Origin of the sequence: Blautia hydrogenotrophica DSM 10507, from assembly GCF_034356035.1 — a bacterium.
GTDB classification, from domain to species: Bacteria; Bacillota; Clostridia; order Lachnospirales; family Lachnospiraceae; genus Blautia_A; species Blautia_A hydrogenotrophica.
This window is the reverse complement of the sequence record NZ_CP136423.1, coordinates 642523-662218: the sequence shown is the minus strand read 5'-3', so window position 1 is coordinate 662218 and position 19696 is coordinate 642523. Positions and strand designations below refer to the sequence as shown.

Sequence of the window (19696 nt, the reverse complement as noted above, 5' to 3'; positions counted from 1 at the left end):
TAATTGCTTTTGACGCGTCGCTACCCCTCAAGGGGTGTTGTTACTACTTAGCCTCTACCCTTAAAAGGGTCTTCGTACTCTTTTACGCTTAACTTGTCCATTGCAATATCATGTTTTTCCTGATCTTGAATGTACTTTTTTATCGTCGCTTCATTTAATCCTACTGTGCTGACATAATATCCCTCCGCCCAGAAATGGCGGTTCCCAAACTTGTACTTTAAGTTTGCGTGCTTGTCGAATATCATAAGCGCACTTTTCCCCTTTAAATATCCCATAAACGAAGACACACTAATCTTCGGCGGGATACTTACCAACATATGAATCGACGCGCACCCGCAAAGCGGGTGGTTCTTTGTTTCGCGAATTTCCGTTTTTCGGATCAGCGAAAAGCTCCAATTCGCTCAACAGGCTAAAGCCCATAACAGGGAGGAAGATCGTGGATGCTATCTTCACGCCCTTCCACTGCTATCTGTATCCTTAACCTGCAGATCCGGCCTTCTGTACCAGCACCTTCACAGCCTCCGGCAGAATCATCTTGCCGTCCACTCTCTGGGAGCCAAGGAAACCGACCTGTCCGTTTGCCGCATACAGTTCATTCAGACGCTTAAAGGAACGCCCCTGGCGGTCTGCGATCCAGTAATAAGAGAAATCGCCAAAAGCGATGGTTTTCGCCCCAGCCGCAATAACAGGCATATAGGCAGAGGTTTTTACCGGTCGGCCAAGGATTGTGTCCGGCGTACCGGATACCAGAGATGGCTGCCACAGATACTGGCCGTTGTTATCCTTCAGCTTACGGATGGCTTTGATGGTAGAGTCATTCAAAACCCATACCGCATTTTTACGGTACGGGGATTTCAGAGAGTAGAACAGATCCATCAGTTCATCCGCTGTCACCGCAGTGGCGGATGCAGCTGTCACACCGGTCTCCGCACCGCCGGAGGCAGTCAGGATGCCCAGCGGCTTTCCGGTACCGTCCCCGGTAAAGAAGGCTTCCTCCTCTTTGGCTCCGATCCTTCTCGCAAACTCCCTGGCAATATAGGACTCCAGGTCAAACACACTGTCGTTTAACAGTTCCTCGGAAACCTTAATCATCGTGCCCAGCTTGTAGGCTCCAATAGATACCTGCGCAAAGGAGTCATCGCTCTCGGTATAGACTCCTTCCTCGTCAATCCAGGATGCAGTCCCCTTGGACGCCACTACGGGGATCTTCCGGTCACCGCTGGAGGTCTGGATCACCTTGGCAAGCTGACGGAATACATTCTCTTCCTCCAGCGCCTCCACCAAAGTACGCTCATATTCATCCGGCACCAGATAGCCGCCCTCGGAGTCTGTACCGATCTGCAGCGCGTTCAGCACTGTGGGCATGGGCGCTTTGGAACGCATCATGTTCCAGAAGTTCTGGCGATACTCATCCGCCGCACGGCCGGTCTTAGTATCTTCCTTGCCATTCATGGGCTTTCCCGTCAGGGGCTTGTTCACCGGACGGTTCAATTCCGCCTCCAGCGCCTCCTGACGTTCCAAACGGTCGATCTCCTTGCCCAGGTCGGTGATCTCCTGCTCCATGCGGGTATAGGCGGCGTCATCCTCAGCGGACAGGACGCCCTTATCGTTTCTGTGGGAATCCAGAAAGGCTTTCGTGGCTTCCCATGCTTTGGCGCGCTTCTCGCGCAGTTCCAAAATCGTCATAGTCGTTATCCTCCTTAATGTTTCAAAAGATTGAGCCGCTCGTAGAGACTGTCTACAGAGCGGCCCGTGGGGTTGGGATTTTCAGTTTTCTTCGGGTTGGTCCTGCACTTGGCTGCGATCTTATCCATGAGGGAATTGACCACAGCCGCTTTGGAATACAGCATGGATACCGCAGGCGGCTCTATGTCCTCCGGGATCTCCGCCCGGCTTAAGACGCCGTCGGCAAAGCCAAGCTCTACCGCCTTGCCTGCGTCCATCCAGGTCTCCGCGTCCATCAGATGGGACAGCTTGGCGCGGGATAGCCCGGTCTTGATCTCATAGGCGTTGATGATGGAATCCTTCACGCTCCCAAGCATCTCGATGGCCTTCTGCATCTCTGCGGTATCGCCCATGGCCACAGTCATAGGATTGTGGATCATCATCATGGACACCGGCGATACCAACACACGGGTCCCAGCCATAGCGATCACGCTTGCAGCGGATGCCGCGATGCCGTCAATCTTGACTGTGACATTGTGCGGATAGTCCATCAGCATGTTATAGATCTGGGCGGCCGCCACGCAGTCCCCGCCGGGGCTGTTGATCCAGACGGTAATATCGCCGGAGCCTGCCATCAGCTCCTCTTTGAAAAGCTGCGGCGTCACGTCATCGTCAAACCAGCTTTCCTCGGCGATGGTGCCGTTCAAGAACAGCGTCCTCGCTACCGGAGCCGTTTCCGTCTCCGCCTGGTTCTTCCACTTCCAGAACTTCTTCATCGGAATCTTCCTCCTTTCCGTCATCGCTAACTTCGGTATTTGCAAAAGCCCCGGCGTTTCCAAGCGGGAGCATATTGCCATTGATCAGGTACAGATCTCCGCCCTCCTCGGCGGGGATACGGTCCATGTTCTCCAGTTCCCGGATGTCATTGGCGCTCATCCAGCCGTTCTGCCTTGCTGTGGCATAGCCGGTCATGCGGCTTGCATAGTCGCCCCGGAGCAATCCTTCCACGTTGAATTTGGCAAAATATTGTTTCTTTTCCTCTGGGGAAAAGAGCGTTCGCTGAATGGACTGCTCCCAGCGCACCAGCCAGGGTTCCAGCGTGTATTTCACGAACTCCAGCGACTGCTGCTCGATGTTGGAGAAGCTGGATTTTTCCAGGTCGCCTACCATGTGAGGCGGCACTCGGAAAATACGGGCGATCTCGTTAATCTGGAACTTCCTTGTCTCCAGAAACTGCGCCTGTTCCGGAGAGATGCCGATGGGCGTGTATTTCATGCCCTCTTCTAAGACAGCAATCTTATTGCTGTTGCCGCTGCCGCCGAAGGTGGACTGCCAGCTTTCCCGGACACGCTGTGGATCTTTGATGGTCCCCGGATGCTCCAAGACGCCGCCAGGAGCCGCACCGTTGGCAAAGAACTTCGCTCCGTACTCCTCACAGGCAATCGTCATGCCAATGGCGTTCTTAGCCATAGCAATCGGCGAATATCCCACCAGACCGTCAAACCCCAGTCCTGGGATATGCAGCACATCGGAAGGCTTCAGACGGACAACGCTTCCTTTTACCGTAGGCGCATCATCCATGCTGACGGTGTACTCGTAATACAACTGCCCATTCCCATCCCGGTCCACTGTCATCCGATCTGGCATCAAAGGATAGAGAGCAATCACTTCTCCCTTTCCATTGCGAATGATCTGTGCATAAGCATTGCCCCACAGGAGCAGATGCGTCATCAGCGTCTCCCGGAATACGAAAGAACTCATCTCCGGGTTCGGTTCATCATGGAGCAGCCTGTATAACGAATGATCCAGAGCCTTTTCCTTACCTCCATCCTCCTTATACCGGTACAGATGAAGTGGCAGACCGGCGATGGCCTCTGAGAGAATACGCACACAGGCATAGACGGCCGTCATCTGCATGGCAGACCGTTCATTGACCCGCTTGCCTGCAGAACTTCCCCCGAAGAAAAAGCTATAGGCACTGCCGGAGGTACGGTTCTGAGGTTTATCTCTGGAACGAAAAAGTCCTGAAAGTAATCCCATTTCTAATCACCATCCAATCTCAAAAAGAGCATAAGAAAAACACCTGCCATTTCTGACGGGTGTTCTCCTTGTACTGCTTGTTCTGTTTATTTGCTTTCCTTCATTTCTTTTACCAGACGATCCAAATTGACGCCATCCCGGACTCCCGCCCGATAGAATAACTCATTTTCTTTCGACAGGTCTGCACTGATTGCATTGATATAGTCCCTTAAGATTTTCTGGCTCTCTGTATCTAACTTTTCTACGACACGCTCAAATGCACGTTCGATCCGATCTTTCCGATGGATCTTTGCCGGTTCTGCCGGATTTTCCTTTCGGAATTCCCCGTAGTGCATCTGCATCCGTTCTGTCACAAGCATTGCCTTAAAATCTTCACTGTCCATGTGCCACCTCCTTTACCAGCAAGGATAAAGGATTTCCTGCAAAATAGCCATACTAGATACTACCAAAGATATCGGGCACAGACCGGTAAATAGCAACAACCCTTAGAGAAACAAAAGGCCCCGGCTGTCATACACCGAAGCACTTTTATCATTTCCACAGCGGATTGCACGGTCCAAAGCCATAATGGTGGCAACAGCTCCGTCAATCTTCTCTGTAGATTTTTCCTTATCCGCTTTAATATTTCCCGCCGGGTCTGTGCGGATATAGATGTTATCCATCATCCAACGCAGCACCGGATGCCCGCCATGGGCGATCCGCTGCTCCAGCGTCAGCTTCATCAGTTCTTTGGTAGGAGGGGACATATCCTTAAATCCCTGCCCAAAGGGAACCACCGTAAAGCCCATGCCCTCCAGGTTCTGCACCATCTGCACGGCTCCCCAGCGGTCAAAGGCAATCTCACGGATATTAAACCGTTCCTCCAGACTTTCAATGAACTTCTCAATATATCCGTAATGCACCACATTTCCTTCCGTAGTCTGCAGGTATCCCTGCCGCTCCCATACATCATAGGGAACATGATCTCTGCGCACACGCAGCTCCAGCGTTTCCTCCGGCACCCAGAAATAGGGAAGAACACAGTATTTGTCATCTTCATCCTCCGGAGGGAACACCAGCACAAACGCAGTGATATCCGTAGTGGAAGAAAGATCCAGACCGCCATAACAAATCCTACCTTCCAGGTCATCCTCAGAAACGGGAAATGCACAGGCATCCCACTTCTCCATTGGCATCCAACGCACTGCCTGTTTTACCCACTGGTTCAGACGAAGCTGCCGGAAGGAGTTTTCTTCCCCTGGGTTCTGCTTGGCCGATTCACAGGCAGCCTTCACCTTGTCGATGCCAACTGTAATATCCAACGAAGGATTTGCCTTCTTCCACACCTTCGGGTCTGTCCAGTCATCAGATTCTTCCGCCCCATAGATCACAGGATAAAAGGTCGGGTCAATCTTCCGGCCTTCCAGGATGTCTTTCGCTTTCTGGTGTGTCTCATAACAGATCGAGTTGGTATCCGTTCCCGCTGTCGTGATCAGAAAATACAAGGGCTGCATCCTGGCATCCCCGGAGCCCTTTGTCATGACATCAAAAAGTTTCCGGTTCGGCTGGGTATGCAGCTCATCAAAGACCACACCGTGGATATTAAACCCATGCTTGGAATACGCCTCCGCTGACAGCACCTGGTAAAAGGAATTGGTCGGCTGGTAGATGATCCGTTTCTGTGATGCCAGGATCTTCACCCGTTTGGAAAGAGCCGGACACATCCGCACCATATCGGCCGCAACCTCAAAGACAATGGACGCCTGCTGCCGGTCGGCGGCACAGCCATATACCTCGGCCCGTTCCTCCCCGTCCCCACAGCACAACAGCAGAGCCACAGCCGCTGCTAGTTCTGATTTTCCCTGTTTCTTCGGGATCTCAATGTAGGCCGTATTGAACTGCCGGTACCCATTGGGTTTCAGCGTTCCAAAAAGATCCCGGATGATCTGTTCCTGCCAGTCGATCAGTTCAAAGGGCTTTCCCGCCCAGGTGCCTTTGGTATGGCAGAGGCACTCAATAAAAGCCACCGCATAGTCTGCCATCTCCTGGCTGTATACGGAGTCTTTTGCCTTAAACTTCGTTGGTCTGTATTTCTTCAGTTTCCGTATCGCCATCGGCGGCATCCCCTTTCTTTTCTTCTTCAACCACTCCCAGCCAGGACGGATCTGCCACCATGGCATCATAGGGGAGCTGCGTCCGGTCAATCAAGAATTTTGCCATTTACCACACCTCCTACTGGGCATAAAAATGGCCTGCCCTGTGGCAAGCCGTCAATCGATTGCAAAGAGATACAGAAGCCTGGCGGCTTCCGTACTCTGGAATATTCAATTATGAAAGAATTCTATTTTTTATTTGCTTTCTTTTGGAGAACCTTTTCCCCGACTGCAATTTTATATCCCATAATGTTTGTGATCTCCCAAGCCTCAAAGTCTGTCGCATCCTTATCTGCTTCTTTTCTTGCCCTGGAAATCGCATCCTCCGCATCCCTGCCGACTGCAAGCATTTCTCTCCAATTCTTACCGGAAAAAGTATGGTTCCATTCCCTGTAAGTCACCTTAAATAATCTAAGTTTCATAAACCGATGCCTCCTTTGTTTATCCACCCATCTGCGCTTAAAGTACCAGTTCTTTTAAATCCGTACCAACGCTGCGTATCTGGCATAATCGTAGCCATCGCTCTCCACGGCGATTGCCGTATGCTTCGTTCCGGCTTTCCTAACAAGGATGCATAAAAACTGCCCATCTTTCACTCCGGTTTTCTGCGTATGCTGGCTGATAAATCCATAATCCTCCATAAGGTCTTCCCGGAATCTATCGTATTCTTTTTTAGATAATGTAACCTCTGCGACTACCCGGATCTCCTGGGCCTCGCCCCATCCCTTTGCTCTTTCCAGATCCTCCAACGTTTCCGGCTTTCTTGCAAAATATCCTCTCATCTGTGTACCTCCGTTTCCTTTGTTTTCCTTTTGGTAGTACACATATTCGCTCTGAATGCGGATATTATCAAGTTATTTCGGAGCATAATCTACACAATCATTTTCCAAGAAACTGTGTATTTTATCCTATATTTTCTCCGGAAAATATGAGTGCCCGATCAATCTTCCTTTCTTCCAATATCGAATTCTCAGATTACCTTCTTCTGTTTTCAGAATCGCCGCATATGGATTAAGTTGTATTCTTAGAATAGATGGACATTCCTGTTGCACATCTTCCAGAACTTCCTTCAAATCAATCATTTCACCACCACAATAACGAGAATACCAATATCCAAGGATATCTGGAGCAAAACTATTTTCGAATTTTTCAGCCGCATCTTCCCAGATGCCTTTTAACATCTCTCGTTTCATAATCCCCTCCTGGTCCGATGAATAATGGCGAGGATTTCCTCCTGTTCTGTCTGATCAACATCGATACTTTCCAGTGCCTCCCTGGTGCCGCAGTCCGGGCAGATCAGCGTTTCGTTATCCATTCTGGAAATTGCTGGAACATCATGGTATGGTTTTCCGCACTGCGGACATATCTTAATCCTGGTAATATTATTTTCTTTCATGGCTCATCCTCCTGCTGGTTTTTATGGCATCAAGTAAATACGTTTCATCAAATCCAAAACTCCGGTAACCTTCCAGGCAGGTGGCCATATAAAATCGGCTCGGCACACCGAAGGGCCGGTTCTCATGCATGATGTACACAAAGGTGTTTCTCATCCGTATTCTACCGCTCCGGATTCCTTTAATGGGCAGCTTCATTTCCGTCTTGTAATAAAATGTGGGGAAACCCTCATATCGGTCGAGGGCCTGCTCATCCTCCACAGTCACTTCCCAGGCTGCCACCGGAACCCGGCTGCCTTTTTTCGGCTCAATAGTCAGATAGGAGCCGGTGCGGCTGCCTTTAAAAAGTAGCTCATAATCTGGGATCTCAGAAGTCCCAATGATCCTTGCAGAAGGGCAGCGCATCCGCATCTGTCGGATATTTAAATTGCTGCCATAAGCGATGTAGTATCTTTTTTTCATTCTGGTATCCGTCCTTTCCGAAGGGGTTACCCTTCTACCACCTTAAGACCGCCGAAGCGGCCAGGGGAAAGGTGGCAGGAGGCTAACTCCTGCGGTTCCTTCAAGCGGCGGCTCTGCCGTTTCTAAAAGCTGTATCGCCAGCCAGTCTCTTTGTCAGGATCTCCCTTGCAGTTTTGAACTCGTCCCCGATAAATCCAAGCCGGAGGAGCCAAGTCCTCATGGCATATTTTGGATTCTCATTCTGCTGAGGTTTGGGGCTTGCGTTTTTTACTGTCTTTGCCATCTGGCTGAGAGCCAGGCAAAGCTGGATGTAACTCTTAAGCTGTCCGGCATGAAGTCCGCCCCGACGTTCTGCAGTAGGCTCGTCAAATTGGAAAAGCCGGAATTCAATGGTCCCTTTTGTGAAAGTCGCATGATAGTTGAGCATATGGTATCGGCTACCGTTATAATGGTGGTTTCTCCCGTAATCCTCCCCGTGGGAAGTGTACCAGATGTCTGCCAGTGCTGACATGGTCTTCGGCTTCTTCCGGTTCAGGGTTTCCAAAAATCGGGGATCAACCGTCCGGCAGTATCGTCTCATCCGCCCCCGGTCGAGGTTCAGCGCATCTGCGATCAGGCTCTCATGGCTTGCCATAATATTCGCAAGGTTGCGGAGGGTCTGCGGCGTATGCCCTTTGGCTCCGATGTGGATGTGGACTCCGCAGCCTCTGGAGGCATCGCTCTTTGCGCCTGCGTGCCGAAGCTGCCGGATCAGTTCCTGAAGGGTTGCCATATCCGCATAAGTCAGGATCGGGGTAACCAGTTCACACTCCTCACTTTCCGGCCCTGCAATGCTGACGTCCTTCTGGAACTTCCATTCGCGATTCTGTGTGTCCCAGGCCGACCAGGTGCAGTATCCGTTACGCCGTGCTGTGTTTTCATACCTACCGGTTCCAAAGAACCTGGCTGCTATCTTTGCCGCTTTTTCCCTTGTAATGTTGTTCATCTCTACCTCAACCCCGATGGTCTGTTTTTTCATTTCCTCAATCTGCCTTGCGATTTTCTCATTCATGGTGTAATCCTCCGTTTTCGTTTTGTGTGTTTTCCCTTTCGGTGTACACATATTCGCTCTAAAAGAGGATAATAGCAAGTCAATTTGAAGGCATATATTACGCAAGGATCTGGGGTAGAAATTGTGTAATTTATACCGCCCTGTCCTTATAAATCCACAAAAATTTCCCCATCGGACATACGCTCAAAGTTACAGTTTTCGGCATTCATCCTCCCCGTAAACTACATGGAGGCCGTTACCGTTATCCCATCGGACCATAATGGAGGCAGTATCGTCCACCCCTGTCACTGTCCCTCTTGTTCCGGTGGGTGGCGCTTGTGGATCATCCATCCGTATCAATTCCACCCGTGTTCCTGTGGGGTATTCTCTACGGACACGCTCCACAATTTCTCTACTCGGAAATTTCATTTCTATCATCCTCCATCTCACGATTGACCTGTTGGATTAATATCTCGTCCAGTAAAGCCTCCGTCAGATCGGGGTTCTCATCGGCAGCCACATACATAGCGGATGGTACCGGTTCTGGCTGAAGAACGTCTACCTTGGTTTTAAATGCCGAATTCCCAGAAAGGTTCTTCAAAAGGATTTTTCGCTCCATCTTGTACTCAGCCCCAATAAATCCAAGCCGCAGAAGAAAACACCGGAAAGCGTATTTCTCATTATCCACTGGCTTCTCGGTTGCTGTTACTCGCTTTGCATTCTTGCTCATCTCGCAGAGAGCAGAAATGAAGTGGGTGTAGGCGGCTGCGGAGTCTGCATCCACCTGAGAAAACCAGGGGAATGCCACCCGGTCGTCCAGCACCTCGATGCGAAGGTCGGTGATACCCAGGGCTTTCCGTATCAAATTCCCTTTGGCATCCAGCAGCTTGGTGAGGTTTCCCACTGCCACTTTGTCGAGCGGAATTTCCACGGTAAGCCCCACGTTTTCCTCCTGCGGTTCAGTTCCGCTTTCTTCGGATAATTCCGCCGCCCTTGCGTCAAACCAAGCCTGTGCCATTTCCGGCGATGCCGCAACAATTCCGTAATCGGCCAGCCGCTCCAGAAGATTTTCCAGTATTGCATCATCAAGAGTGTCGTCAAATTCCAAAGTGCCATCCTTCGTCACTGTAAAATTCCCAACCTCATAGGCTGCGCTCGGCATTCCTTTGTATTTTGGTCTGGTCTCTAAAATCTCAGCCAGAGCCGTTACCAATGCTTTTCTTTCTGCTCCGGTTCTGTGAAATTCAATTTTCATGTCCATGTACCTCCTTTTGTTTCGGTACTACATTAATCACTCTGAAGGTCAGAAATAGCAAGCAAATTCAACACAAAATATGTCACAACATATCATCTGGAAATTGTAAGTAGTACACAACACCTAAATTACAGTGTATCTCTGTGGGAGATGCCGGACTTCCTACTATGGATATATATAGTATCCATCACACCTCCACTTCCTTCACCAGTGCGGAGTAGGGGATCTGCTCATCCCCACGGATCACATATACATTCTCTTTATCCCCGGTATCTTCCACATATCGGCGCAGAATAACGGAAGCATACTTCTCATCCAGTTCCATCATATGGCAGATCCGGTTTAACTGCTCACAGGCCATCAGCGTGGAGCCGCTGCCACCAAAGGTATCCAGAACGATAGCGTTCTCTTGGGAGGAATTACAGATGGGATACCCCAACAGATCCAGCGGTTTGGAAGTCGGATGGTTCTTGTTCCGCTTCGGTTTGTCATAGTTCCAGATGGTGGTCTGCCTGCGGTCGGAGTACCAGGAGTGTTTGCCGCCTTTCTTCCATCCAAAAAGAACAGGCTCATGCTGCCACTGGTAATCGCTGCGGCCAAGCACGAGGCTGTTCTTTACCCAAATGCACACACCCGCCAGGTGAAACCCGATGTCAATGAATGCCTTCCTGAAGTTTAGTCCTTCCGTATCCGCATGGAACACATAAGCGGAGCCGCCGTTCTCCAGATGCTCCGCCATGCACTGAAATGCCGTCAGAAGGAAGGTGTAAAATTCCTCATCCTTCATACTGTCGTTCTGGATAGTCAGACCATCTGAACTTTTGAAGGAAACACCATAGGGAGGATCGGTTACGACCAGGTTGGCTTTTTTCCCGTCCATCAGTCTTTCCACATCCTCCGTCCGGGTAGCGTCTCCACACAACAGCCGGTGCCTGCCCACGATCCACAGATCGCCCCGCTCTACAAAAGACGCTTTCTCCAGTGCAGCAGACAGTTCAAAATCATCATCCTTTGCCGCCTTGTCGCCTTCTATAGCAAACAGATCCGCCAGTTCTTGTTCCTCAAAGCCAGTCAGGGACACATCAAAATCCTCACCCTGCAAAGACTCAATCTCAATCCGTAGCAGTTCCTCGTCCCATCCGGCATCTAATGCCATACGGTTGTCCGCCAGGATATAGGCTTTCTTCTGTGCCTCAGTAAGATAATCCACAAACACACAAGGGACTTCCATAATGCCTTCTTCCTTCGCCGCCAGTACCCGGCCGTGCCCCGCAATGATGTTATAGTCCCGGTCAATGATGACAGGATTGATAAACCCAAACTCCCGCAGAGACGAGCGCAGCTTGGTAAGCTGCTCCGGCGAGTGTGTCCGGGCATTATTAATATAGGGCACCAGCTTTCCCAATGGCACAAGCTGCATCTCCGTTGTTGTCTTTCCCATCAGCCACACCTCCGTTTCAGTACCTTCTGGAGCCCTTTTCTGGCATCCATCACATCACCTTTCAACGCCTGGCCACGGATAGTGCGATACTGCTGACGGGTCAGATTCTTTTTATTGTATTTCAGCGTATCCAAAAACTGTGTTAGTTCTGTTTTCATCTACATTCCTTTCCGCGTCCTTAACAGCCGCTCCATCACATCATCCTGCGGGGTATTGCCGCTAAACTCCACCGAGCAGTTTTCCTTGACAATCTGGTAAATCTGATACCAGATCTGGTTGACCTGTTTCATATACGTCTGGCTCATGGAGACATAAGGGGAAGCAATCGCATTTCCTGTGGTGGGATGCTTTGCCAGGAAACCATACTCAGAAATACATTCCTCGCACTGTATCCATCGGCTCACCGACATGGCGTACTGCTCCACAAGCTGGGAATTGACCAGCCTGTCACAACCACGCTCCTTCAGCCATTTCCATGTTTCCTCATACACCTCCGCCGTACAGAGGTCCTTGCCGTTTTTCTGTCTCGCTTTCAGATATTCTTTGATGGGCGGTACATCCGCACCCTCAAATGCAGGCGGCTCCGGCAGCTCCATGACCATGGCAGATGTACCTTTGCTGATCTTATCCGCCAGTGCCTTGGGTTTTCTGCCAGAGCCGACCCGCGCACCGCCCCTGTTCGTACCGTCTTTCGCCATGGTTTCCTCACCTCAATTCACGAAAGGGGTTAATACCCCGTTTGATTTTCTATTTTTGCGCGTTTGACCCCGCGCCCGTTCCCACGGGGCAGAGCCGTAGAGATTTTGACCACCCCTGGGGCTTTAGTGATTGTGCCAGCGGTCCCCACGTTCTGCATGGATTTTTGCATGACAGGAAGAACATAAGGACATAAGATTCGTTTCGCTATGATCACCACCCTCTGCAAGAGGCTTAATATGATGCACCTGCTCTGCCTTGACGAGCCTGCCTTCCCGTTGGCACCGCTCACAAAGCGGGTGTGCATTCATGTACCGGTCACGGATGCGTTTCCATGCCCGGCCGTACTTTTCGTACCGTTGATTCTCCAGCTTCTGATGTTACTCACAAAACCTGCCGTCCGTCAGCTTGGGACAGCCGGGGTAGGAACACGGCCGCTTTGGTTTCCTTGGCATCGGCTCACCTCCTCCAGACATAAAGAAAGCCCCACAGGATTTCTCCCATGAGGCTGGATGTCTTTATGCAGTTTTCGATGTTACTATCGTACCATGTCCAACTGGGAACTTCATCTCACAAAGTGGACATCAGGCTTTCCCAAACAGTAGGATGGTCAGACGCTCCAGCGCCCGGTTCTTCCTGCGGTAAGCGGAAGCCCGTTCAATCTGGAAATAGTCTGCCACATCGTCAGCGGCATTACTTCCGTACTGATTGTCCTCACTATAGAACGCTTCCAGCACATACCGTTCATCCTCCGTCAGTTCTTCCCAGGCTGGGACGAACCACGCCATGTATTCTACCGCCTGCCGGTAACGCTCCTTCAAAACATCGATCTCCTCAATGCCCTTGACAATTCTGTCCTCTGAAGCCTGCGGATTATGACTGTGGGGCATCCCGTCAAACTGCGGGCTGCTGACACCTTCCATCTTCTCATAAGCGCTTTTAATCTCGTCATCCGTGTGGCCGATAATAAATTTCATGCTGCCGTAATCCTTCAATGCGTCCACAGCGGCCGACCGTTTATCAAGATACTTCCAGATAATGCTCATACCCGGTACCTCCAATCAAAGATTTTTTTATTTCCCCCGGATTTTCACAGATTGTCTTTGATTGGCTCTTGTTTTCATGGCTTGGCTCAGATTTTCAAATCCGCTTTTACGGCTTCTATCAACGCAGCCTGTGTGGTATCCTTTTCCGACAGGGCTTTCATGATCCGCTCGTCAATCGTGCCTTTCGTGATGATATGCTGGATCACCACGATATCGGACTGCTGCCCCTGCCGCCAAAGACGGGCGTTGGTCTGCTGGTAAAGCTCCAGGGACCAGGTCAATCCAAACCACACGAGAGTGGAACCCCCGCTTTGAAGGTTCAGCCCGTGTCCCGCCGATGCCGGGTGGATCAGAGCCACGGGAAGCTCCCCGGAATTCCATCTGCGGATGCTTTTCGAAGAATCCAGCCTGGAAAACGGGATCTTCAGCTTATGGAGCCGCCCCGTGATCCGTTCCAGATCGTGCCGGAACCAGTAAGCCACCAGGAGCGGCTTTCCTCCCATGCTCTCGATGATGTCTTCCAGGGCATCCAGTTTCCGGTCATGGATGGCGATGGTCTCTCCTTCATCCGTGTATACCGCGCCGTTTGCCATCTGGGAGAGCTTCCCGGAAAGGGCTGCGGCATTGGCAGCGGTTATTTCCCCGTCCGGGAGCTGTAGCAGCAAATCCCGCTTGAATGAAACGTACCGTTGCGTTTCCTCCTCAGAGAGATACACCTCATAACCGGAGGAAACGAACTGTGGCATCTGCAGGTAATCGGTAGATTTCATGGAAATCGTGATGTCGGAGATCAACCGGTAGATCTGTTCCTCCGCACCTGGAAGGGGCTTGTAGGAGAACACCACCTGCCCATTGCGCTTGTCCGGCAGGAAGAACCGGGTGCGGTACTGGCCGATGAACCTCCCAAGCCGCTGCCCCATATCCAAAAGTTTAAACTCGGCCCACAGGTCCATCAGCCCGTTGCTGCTTGGCGTTCCGGTCAGCCCTACGATCCGTCCCACCTTCGGCCGCACCTTCATCATGGCACGGAACCGCTTGGACTGGTGGTTTTTGAAAGAAGATAACTCATCGACTACCACCATATCGTAATCAAAGGGGATACCGCTTGCCTCTACCAGCCACTGCACATTCTCCCGGTTGATGATGTAAATGTCGGCCTGCCGTCTCAGCGCCGCCAGCCGCTCCGCCTCTGTTCCCACAACCACGGAATAGATCAGGCTGCCCAGATGGTCCCACTTTTCAATCTCTGCCGGCCAGGTGTCCCGCGCCACACGGAGGGGTGCGATCACGATGGCTTTGTGGATCTCAAAGCCATCAAACAGCAGGTCGTTCAAAGCGGTCAGGGTAATGCTCGTCTTGCCAAGCCCCATTGATAGAAACACCGCCGCAACAGGGTGTGTCTCAATATACTCCGTGGCATATTTCTGATACTCATGTGGACTGTATTTCATCAATAATCCCTCCGATCTGCTTCTCATCATCCAGCACATACACCTGGAAACCTAACCGCCGCAACATCCGGTGCCTTGCTTCTTGGAGCGGGCGGGGCTTCTTTCCGGGGGCCTTGACCTCCACAAATGCCATCCTTCCACCAGGGAGAAGTGCCAACCGGTCCGGCATCCCATCCAAACCGGGCGACACAAACTTGACTGCCACACCGCCGGCAGTCCTGACTGCTGCCCGGAATTTCTGCTCTATGATTTTTTCTTTCACGAAAACACCTCCGATTCCTTGTATTCCCGGCATTCCAGGTATCCAGGGTGGAGGTTGTACCTAAAACTCTCCTATAAGTGATTTTTTCTGAAAAACTGCCCTAAAGGGGGTTTTCTACCAAGACTTCCACCGACCTCCACCCTTATGGCAAAATGCCCCGTCAGAAGTCTTCTATAATCCGCAGGCCACGGATAAAATTACCCGTTTTTGTCTTCTGGCGCATAAATCCTGCCAGCTCCAGCGCATTATAAAAATCTGCCGTACTTCTGGCATATTCACCCGTCCGCATACAATAACTACGGTACTCCTGATACAGTTCCCCCGACTTTTCCCGGTAAACCTTATCCACCTCACAGCACTCGCCCAGGAAATGCCCCAGCCAGTCATTGTCCTCCCGGTAGGATTTGATGGCATCCTCCACGCAGGCAGGCGCAGGGATATGGAAATTCCGGCTGATCGCCTTCTTCGCCCCCTCAATAATCCAGGTCATGATCGAAGGCGCAGCTTCTGACACAAGGTAATCCGCATAATTCTTTATATCGCCGCTGCCCTCGATTTTGGCATTGAAGGGTATCACGATCAGTCTCCGCCACGTCCCCGGATCGTTGGCACCCACCCTCGGCAGGTGGTTAGTATACAACACCAGCGTATGGCTCGGCGTAAAGGAAAACGGGTCTTTATACTTCTTCTCCGCAAAAATCTCGTCTGTAGAACACATCTGCTTTACCACAGAGGTATTCAGGCGCATTCCTTCCTCCAACTCGGCCGCAATGATCAGCCGCTTGCCTTTGACCTCGGCAAGCTCCGGCTTCACGTTCCTCTTGCAGCCTACCGTCAGGGTATCGGCAGACATATTTCCACTGTAGGTTCCAAGCACACGGGCAACTGCGTTCCAGAAGGTGGACTTGCCGTTCCGTCCTTCTCCATAGGCAATGATCAGTGACTCCAGATACACTCGTCCGACTGCCGCCATGCCCACGATCTGCTGCACATAGTCGATCAATGCCTGGTCCTGACAGAAAATCGTATCCAGCGCATCCAGCCACAAATCCTTTCCCTGGTCACCTGGCCCAGCCGCCGTAATCTTTGTGATATAGTCCTCCGGGCTATGGTCACGCCGGCCTTCCAGCCCGTCCGGCAGGTAATAGGTCCCATCCGGCGTGTTCAAAAGGAAACCGTCCCGGTCCAGGTCAGACACGCTGATCTCCAGCATAGGCTTTGCCGCCTGCAGGGCAGACACCACATATTTCATATCCCGCCGCTTCATCACAAACGCCTGATATGCCAATGCGGATAAGTAAGCAAGGTAGACATTGGTCTGACCGCCGCTGATTTTCTTTTCCAGCGCCTTGCCGCCGGCCATGATATCATCCTCAGCAACGCCTACATCCAAAAGTGCCTGTCTTGTCCACCGAACATCATCCTTTGCATCTGCAAGCTGCAGATCCAGAAATTCCTCCGCAGCACCGACCGCCTGCTGTTTGGATTCTACCCAACATGCGCCGCAGAAACGAATGTAATCGGTAGCCGCCGTATAGCGCAGCTCCATCCCATACTCTTTTGCCAGTACCTTGGCCTGTCCAATATCTGAGTAATCTGCAGGCTTTAAAGACTCCCGGCAAAACTCATCATTGTAATCCTCCGGAGACACATATCCTTCCTGACTCTGCACTTTCCCGGCAAACCGGCAGGCACTCTGCCAGATGGAGGCAAGCTCCTCATCCGGGAGCGGCGGATTACACTTATCTGCCTCCTCCATAAAAATTTGATGTGCTTTCTCGGTTGCTCCATACCGTTTCACTACACGCCCCGCAAAATGCGACAGGGTGGAATTGCGCTGCCCCTGGGGAATACTTTTCTCCTGGGGCTTCACAATACAGTCGATGGTGATCTCGCCTTCATGCCACAATATTTCCTCTGTGGGGTTGCCAAAGATGAACCGGGCAGCATCCAAAGCATGGGAGTCGAAAAAAGGAAATTTCTGCTGGATTGCCCGTTTCAGTGCCGCACAGGTCTCACTGTCAGTGATCGGATCGTGGGGGAAGTACACATGGAACCTGGGCCGTGCGGTTTTCCCATCCTTTGGCTTTCCATTGTTGCGGCTCGGCACTATAGCAAATGCCACCTCATGTCCAATCTGCTCTGACAGATCTTCCGAACGAATCCAGTCTGCCGGATCATCAGAGTGGTCGTTATCACAATCCATGACCTCTGTATCAGCAGAGAGGAAGTTTTCACCGCTCCTCCGATAGTTCTTAAACTCCGCGCACACATGGTCGAAGGCCATTACTTCCAGAAAGTCCTGTTCGTTATCCACCACACGCTTATTGGGATACAGGCTGTTTTTCGCATTCCCCCGGCAGTTCGCCGTATAAAAAGTCATTCGCATTCTCCTTTGACCTCCTCCAATTCTTCTGTAAAATACCGCATCGGTATGTTCTTCTTTTCCGCTTTCGCAATCTCTGCCCGCATACCCGATGATACGACGCTGCCGAACACCCATACCTGCTCGCACTTGGTAAGTAGCACCAGCCCCATGAACAGGGCAAGTTCCCGCTCTGCCGGACTGCCGGCATCCATGAACTGCGGATAGAGCAGATGCGGGGTAATGGGAATACAGGTATTCCGCACCGCAAAACGGCTGTAGACCCTTGCCATGTTCACATTCCGTTCCACATCACCAGCGTAGGGAGAGCATATATAGACCAGCGGCCGGTATACACGCCTTGCTGCTTTTTCCTCTTTCGCAATATTGGAAAGGGCTTCATAGACCGTAGGATCATAGTAGCCCTCACTGTTATATTTGTTGAGGCCCATAGGCTGCACCTCCTTCTAATCCTTCTGATAAAACTCGCATTCGTATCCGTCCGCCCGGAGCTTCAACCCTTTCGCCCAGGACGGCGTCCTGCCCATCTGTTCGCACACCGCAGAAAGCGACATCCGCCGGTCGGCCTCGATGATAATCTCATCATGCACATGGGCCACGATGGCGCAATTACGCAAAGTTCGCATGGCATAGCAGAGAATATCGCGGGCGGTACCCTGGACAATGTTCTCCACAAACTTGGGACCATAGCTTTCCAGCCGTTCCCATTTCTTCGCACCGCTCACGCCCATGTAAGTCACCGACTCCCGGCCAAACTGGTTCTCTCCGATCCTCGGTTTCACATAGGCAAGCCGTCGGCCGGAAGGAAGGGTGATGAAGAGCATGGCGCTCCGGTAATCAAAATGGAGCCCATGTGACTCCATAGGAACTCTCTTTTTGACGCATTCCTTTACTGCCCGGTCCACATCCCACCAGAACTGCGTGATCATGGGGTTGGAAGTTCTCCACGCATCCACCAAGGGCTGCAGTTCCTCCTCGGCAAGTCCCATCTCCAGCGCACCCATGGATTTCAATGCACCCACCGAGCCGCCATAACCCAGGGCCAGTTCTGCGATTTTCCCTTTCTGCCGGAGATGCCCGTTGACGCCATGCTTCTCTACCGGCACATGGAACATCTGACTTGCGGAGGCGCTGTAAATGTCATCGCCATCTTCAAAAACCTTAAGCCGCCATCGCTCCCCGGCAAACCAGGCGATCACCCTGGCCTCAATAGCGGAGAAGTCCGCTACAATGAACTTCCTGCCATCCTGCGGCACAAATGCCGTGCGGATAAGCTGGGAAAGAGTATCCGGGATATCTTCATAAAGCATGGAAATGGCTTCATAATTACCGCCACGCATCAATGCCCGTGCCTGCGCCAGATCCGACATATGGTTCTGGGGTAGGTTTTGAAGCTGAATGAGACGTCCGGAGAACCTGCCTGTCCGGTTGGCTCCGTAAAACTGGAACATTCCGTGCGCCCGTCCGTCTGCGCAAACCGCATTCTCCATCGCTGCGTATTTCTTCACGCTGCTCTTGGCAAGCTGCTGCCGTAAGGACAGTACCGTCTTTAGCGGCTCCGGTGCAGACCTGACCAGTTCCGCTACCACTTTCTTGCCCAGAGTATCCGTTTCCAGCCCGTGGTCTGCCAGCCACTGTTTCATCTGCTGTACGGAGTTCGGATTATCTAATCCCGTCAACTCCTGCAAAGCATCCGTCAGCTGTTCACGGGAACGGGCATCCATGGCAATGGCCTGCCGGACCAGTTCCATATCCACTCCAATACCCCGGTCATTGATTTCCTGGTCGAGGTGGTATTCCTCCCAAATGGCATCCGGCACCGGAAAGTTAGAGAGCCGTTTTTGTATCTGCATCTCCGTCTCCACATCCCGAAGGTTATATGCCTTGAACCGTTCCCATTTCTCTGGGTCATGCTCCGGCCGGTTCCGTGTCCTGCCGCCGTTTGCTTTGGTCGGTCTGCAGGGGACACAAAAATACCGGATCAAGTCTTTGCCTTCCGTCAGCTTCTGTTTCTCCAATCCCAACGCTGCCCCCGCGCTTTCCAAAGAGAGGGGAAGTCCCAGTGTGGCAGACCACACCATTGTGCAGTGCCAGCCTTCCGGCTCCAGCCATTCCCCCAAGAAGTTTGACAGGCACACCCGCTCAAACATGGCGTTAAACGCCCACTTGGTCACAGAGGTATCAGACAATGCAGAAATTACCTCTTCCGGGATCTGTTCTCCGCAGGCAAGATCGACCACGCGCACATCCCCGCCGTCTGCGGTATAACCAAACAGCAGGACTTCAAAAGCAGGGGAGGAAGCATATTTATATACACCGCACTTAGACAAATCCACATCCGAGTACGTTTCAATATCGATGGACAATGTCCTCATTTTTATCATCTCCCTTCAACTACCTTATGGGCGGCAGGAAAGATCCCCGCCGCCCTGTCGT

24 protein-coding genes and 1 pseudogene are annotated in these 19696 nt (G+C 51.6%); all 25 read right to left on the bottom strand.

Translation table 11 applies throughout. The features are described 5' to 3' along the window. Positions 1-47: 47 nt before the first annotated feature. Positions 48-323: pseudogene (gene tnpA, locus BLHYD_RS03185) on the bottom strand (IS200/IS605 family transposase); the annotation flags it as partial. Positions 324-477: 154 nt separating this feature from the next. Continuing rightward, positions 478-1686 carry a phage major capsid protein gene (locus tag BLHYD_RS03180; RefSeq protein WP_005947617.1) on the bottom strand — a complete coding sequence of 403 codons (1209 nt, stop codon included), beginning with the start codon at positions 1684-1686 and terminating at the stop codon, positions 478-480. Between the two features lie 14 nt (positions 1687-1700). Next, positions 1701-2441: a head maturation protease, ClpP-related gene (locus BLHYD_RS03175; RefSeq protein ID WP_081447125.1), complete on the bottom strand. Its 741-nt coding sequence runs from the start codon at positions 2439-2441 to the stop codon at positions 1701-1703. Continuing rightward, positions 2338-3705 (bottom strand): phage portal protein, encoded by a 1368-nt coding sequence (locus BLHYD_RS03170; RefSeq protein WP_005947614.1) that lies wholly within the window; start codon positions 3703-3705, stop codon positions 2338-2340. The genes BLHYD_RS03175 and BLHYD_RS03170 overlap by 104 nt, the downstream gene beginning before the upstream one ends. 86 nt (positions 3706-3791) lie before the next feature. Continuing rightward, on the bottom strand, positions 3792-4088 hold the full coding sequence (locus tag BLHYD_RS03165) for a hypothetical protein (RefSeq protein WP_005947612.1): 297 nt from the start codon (positions 4086-4088) through the stop codon (positions 3792-3794). A gap of 102 nt (positions 4089-4190) precedes the next feature. Beyond that, positions 4191-5798 carry a terminase large subunit gene (locus tag BLHYD_RS03160; RefSeq protein WP_040350462.1) on the bottom strand — a complete coding sequence of 536 codons (1608 nt, stop codon included), beginning with the start codon at positions 5796-5798 and terminating at the stop codon, positions 4191-4193. Next, complete coding sequence (locus BLHYD_RS03155) at positions 5755-5904, bottom strand: hypothetical protein (protein WP_154648383.1); 150 nt, start codon at positions 5902-5904, stop codon at positions 5755-5757. The genes BLHYD_RS03160 and BLHYD_RS03155 overlap by 44 nt, the downstream gene beginning before the upstream one ends. A gap of 121 nt (positions 5905-6025) precedes the next feature. Next, a complete protein-coding gene (locus tag BLHYD_RS03150) occupies positions 6026-6259 on the bottom strand; it encodes a hypothetical protein (RefSeq protein WP_005947608.1) in 234 nt (77 codons plus the stop codon). Between the two features lie 54 nt (positions 6260-6313). After that, on the bottom strand, positions 6314-6619 hold the full coding sequence (locus BLHYD_RS03145; RefSeq protein WP_242648386.1) for a DUF6329 domain-containing protein: 306 nt from the start codon (positions 6617-6619) through the stop codon (positions 6314-6316). 126 nt (positions 6620-6745) lie between these two features. Continuing rightward, positions 6746-7030 carry a hypothetical protein gene (locus tag BLHYD_RS03140; RefSeq protein ID WP_004605778.1) on the bottom strand — a complete coding sequence of 95 codons (285 nt, stop codon included), beginning with the start codon at positions 7028-7030 and terminating at the stop codon, positions 6746-6748. Further along, positions 7027-7233, bottom strand: coding sequence for a hypothetical protein (locus tag BLHYD_RS03135; RefSeq protein ID WP_260784479.1), 207 nt, complete (start codon positions 7231-7233; stop codon positions 7027-7029). The genes BLHYD_RS03140 and BLHYD_RS03135 overlap by 4 nt, the downstream gene beginning before the upstream one ends. Further along, positions 7220-7693: a gamma-glutamylcyclotransferase family protein gene (locus BLHYD_RS03130; protein WP_005947600.1), complete on the bottom strand. Its 474-nt coding sequence runs from the start codon at positions 7691-7693 to the stop codon at positions 7220-7222. The genes BLHYD_RS03135 and BLHYD_RS03130 overlap by 14 nt, the downstream gene beginning before the upstream one ends. A 100-nt stretch (positions 7694-7793) precedes the next feature. Then, complete coding sequence (locus BLHYD_RS03125) at positions 7794-8744, bottom strand: amidoligase family protein (RefSeq protein ID WP_040350461.1); 951 nt, start codon at positions 8742-8744, stop codon at positions 7794-7796. A 189-nt stretch (positions 8745-8933) separates the two neighbouring features. Further along, a complete protein-coding gene (locus BLHYD_RS03120) occupies positions 8934-9152 on the bottom strand; it encodes a DUF4314 domain-containing protein (RefSeq protein ID WP_040350460.1) in 219 nt (72 codons plus the stop codon). After that, complete coding sequence (locus BLHYD_RS03115; protein WP_330361123.1) at positions 9136-9978, bottom strand: virulence protein; 843 nt, start codon at positions 9976-9978, stop codon at positions 9136-9138. The genes BLHYD_RS03120 and BLHYD_RS03115 overlap by 17 nt, the downstream gene beginning before the upstream one ends. 187 nt (positions 9979-10165) lie before the next feature. Beyond that, positions 10166-11419, bottom strand: coding sequence for a site-specific DNA-methyltransferase (locus BLHYD_RS03110; protein ID WP_005947593.1), 1254 nt, complete (start codon positions 11417-11419; stop codon positions 10166-10168). Further along, entirely contained in the window at positions 11419-11577 is a 159-nt protein-coding gene (locus BLHYD_RS03105) for a hypothetical protein (RefSeq protein WP_005947591.1), read from the bottom strand. Before BLHYD_RS03105 ends, BLHYD_RS03110 begins: the two co-directional genes overlap by 1 nt. After that, positions 11578-12117, bottom strand: coding sequence for a P27 family phage terminase small subunit (locus BLHYD_RS03100; RefSeq protein WP_005947589.1), 540 nt, complete (start codon positions 12115-12117; stop codon positions 11578-11580). 123 nt (positions 12118-12240) lie between these two features. Further along, a complete protein-coding gene (locus BLHYD_RS17400; protein ID WP_462804527.1) occupies positions 12241-12486 on the bottom strand; it encodes an HNH endonuclease in 246 nt (81 codons plus the stop codon). A gap of 213 nt (positions 12487-12699) precedes the next feature. Next, positions 12700-13161 carry a hypothetical protein gene (locus BLHYD_RS03090; RefSeq protein ID WP_005947585.1) on the bottom strand — a complete coding sequence of 154 codons (462 nt, stop codon included), beginning with the start codon at positions 13159-13161 and terminating at the stop codon, positions 12700-12702. 86 nt (positions 13162-13247) lie between these two features. Then, positions 13248-14612, bottom strand: a complete 1365-nt coding sequence (locus BLHYD_RS03085) for a DEAD/DEAH box helicase (protein ID WP_005947583.1) — start codon at positions 14610-14612, stop codon at positions 13248-13250. Continuing rightward, complete coding sequence (locus BLHYD_RS03080) at positions 14593-14874, bottom strand: VRR-NUC domain-containing protein (RefSeq protein ID WP_040350520.1); 282 nt, start codon at positions 14872-14874, stop codon at positions 14593-14595. The genes BLHYD_RS03085 and BLHYD_RS03080 overlap by 20 nt, the downstream gene beginning before the upstream one ends. Positions 14875-15034: 160 nt before the next feature. Beyond that, entirely contained in the window at positions 15035-17263 is a 2229-nt protein-coding gene (locus BLHYD_RS03075; protein WP_040350459.1) for a phage/plasmid primase, P4 family, read from the bottom strand. Next, on the bottom strand, positions 17254-17691 hold the full coding sequence (locus BLHYD_RS03070; RefSeq protein ID WP_005947577.1) for a DUF7768 domain-containing protein: 438 nt from the start codon (positions 17689-17691) through the stop codon (positions 17254-17256). Before BLHYD_RS03070 ends, BLHYD_RS03075 begins: the two co-directional genes overlap by 10 nt. A 15-nt stretch (positions 17692-17706) precedes the next feature. Continuing rightward, positions 17707-19635: a DNA polymerase gene (locus BLHYD_RS03065; protein ID WP_196795170.1), complete on the bottom strand. Its 1929-nt coding sequence runs from the start codon at positions 19633-19635 to the stop codon at positions 17707-17709. Positions 19636-19696: the final 61 nt, after the last annotated feature.

Excerpts from the sequence above, each read along its gene's own strand:
- BLHYD_RS03180 (WP_005947617.1), bottom strand. The coding sequence starts at position 1,686 with ATGACGATTTTGGAACTGCGCGAGAAGCGCGCCAAAGCATGGGAAGCC.
- BLHYD_RS03175 (WP_081447125.1), bottom strand. The coding sequence starts at position 2,441 with ATGAAGAAGTTCTGGAAGTGGAAGAACCAGGCGGAGACGGAAACGGCT.
- BLHYD_RS03170 (WP_005947614.1), bottom strand. The coding sequence starts at position 3,705 with ATGGGATTACTTTCAGGACTTTTTCGTTCCAGAGATAAACCTCAGAAC.
- BLHYD_RS03165 (WP_005947612.1), bottom strand. The coding sequence starts at position 4,088 with ATGGACAGTGAAGATTTTAAGGCAATGCTTGTGACAGAACGGATGCAG.
- BLHYD_RS03160 (WP_040350462.1), bottom strand. The coding sequence starts at position 5,798 with ATGGCGATACGGAAACTGAAGAAATACAGACCAACGAAGTTTAAGGCA.
- BLHYD_RS03155 (WP_154648383.1), bottom strand. The coding sequence starts at position 5,904 with ATGGCAAAATTCTTGATTGACCGGACGCAGCTCCCCTATGATGCCATG.
- BLHYD_RS03150 (WP_005947608.1), bottom strand. The coding sequence starts at position 6,259 with ATGAAACTTAGATTATTTAAGGTGACTTACAGGGAATGGAACCATACT.
- BLHYD_RS03145 (WP_242648386.1), bottom strand. The coding sequence starts at position 6,619 with ATGAGAGGATATTTTGCAAGAAAGCCGGAAACGTTGGAGGATCTGGAA.
- BLHYD_RS03140 (WP_004605778.1), bottom strand. The coding sequence starts at position 7,030 with ATGAAACGAGAGATGTTAAAAGGCATCTGGGAAGATGCGGCTGAAAAA.
- BLHYD_RS03135 (WP_260784479.1), bottom strand. The coding sequence starts at position 7,233 with ATGAAAGAAAATAATATTACCAGGATTAAGATATGTCCGCAGTGCGGA.
- BLHYD_RS03130 (WP_005947600.1), bottom strand. The coding sequence starts at position 7,693 with ATGAAAAAAAGATACTACATCGCTTATGGCAGCAATTTAAATATCCGA.
- BLHYD_RS03125 (WP_040350461.1), bottom strand. The coding sequence starts at position 8,744 with ATGAATGAGAAAATCGCAAGGCAGATTGAGGAAATGAAAAAACAGACC.
- BLHYD_RS03120 (WP_040350460.1), bottom strand. The coding sequence starts at position 9,152 with ATGAAATTTCCGAGTAGAGAAATTGTGGAGCGTGTCCGTAGAGAATAC.
- BLHYD_RS03115 (WP_330361123.1), bottom strand. The coding sequence starts at position 9,978 with ATGAAAATTGAATTTCACAGAACCGGAGCAGAAAGAAAAGCATTGGTA.
- BLHYD_RS03110 (WP_005947593.1), bottom strand. The coding sequence starts at position 11,419 with ATGGGAAAGACAACAACGGAGATGCAGCTTGTGCCATTGGGAAAGCTG.
- BLHYD_RS03105 (WP_005947591.1), bottom strand. The coding sequence starts at position 11,577 with ATGAAAACAGAACTAACACAGTTTTTGGATACGCTGAAATACAATAAA.
- BLHYD_RS03100 (WP_005947589.1), bottom strand. The coding sequence starts at position 12,117 with ATGGCGAAAGACGGTACGAACAGGGGCGGTGCGCGGGTCGGCTCTGGC.
- BLHYD_RS03090 (WP_005947585.1), bottom strand. The coding sequence starts at position 13,161 with ATGAGCATTATCTGGAAGTATCTTGATAAACGGTCGGCCGCTGTGGAC.
- BLHYD_RS03085 (WP_005947583.1), bottom strand. The coding sequence starts at position 14,612 with ATGAAATACAGTCCACATGAGTATCAGAAATATGCCACGGAGTATATT.
- BLHYD_RS03075 (WP_040350459.1), bottom strand. The coding sequence starts at position 17,263 with ATGCGAATGACTTTTTATACGGCGAACTGCCGGGGGAATGCGAAAAAC.
- BLHYD_RS03070 (WP_005947577.1), bottom strand. The coding sequence starts at position 17,691 with ATGGGCCTCAACAAATATAACAGTGAGGGCTACTATGATCCTACGGTC.
- BLHYD_RS03065 (WP_196795170.1), bottom strand. The coding sequence starts at position 19,635 with ATGAGGACATTGTCCATCGATATTGAAACGTACTCGGATGTGGATTTG.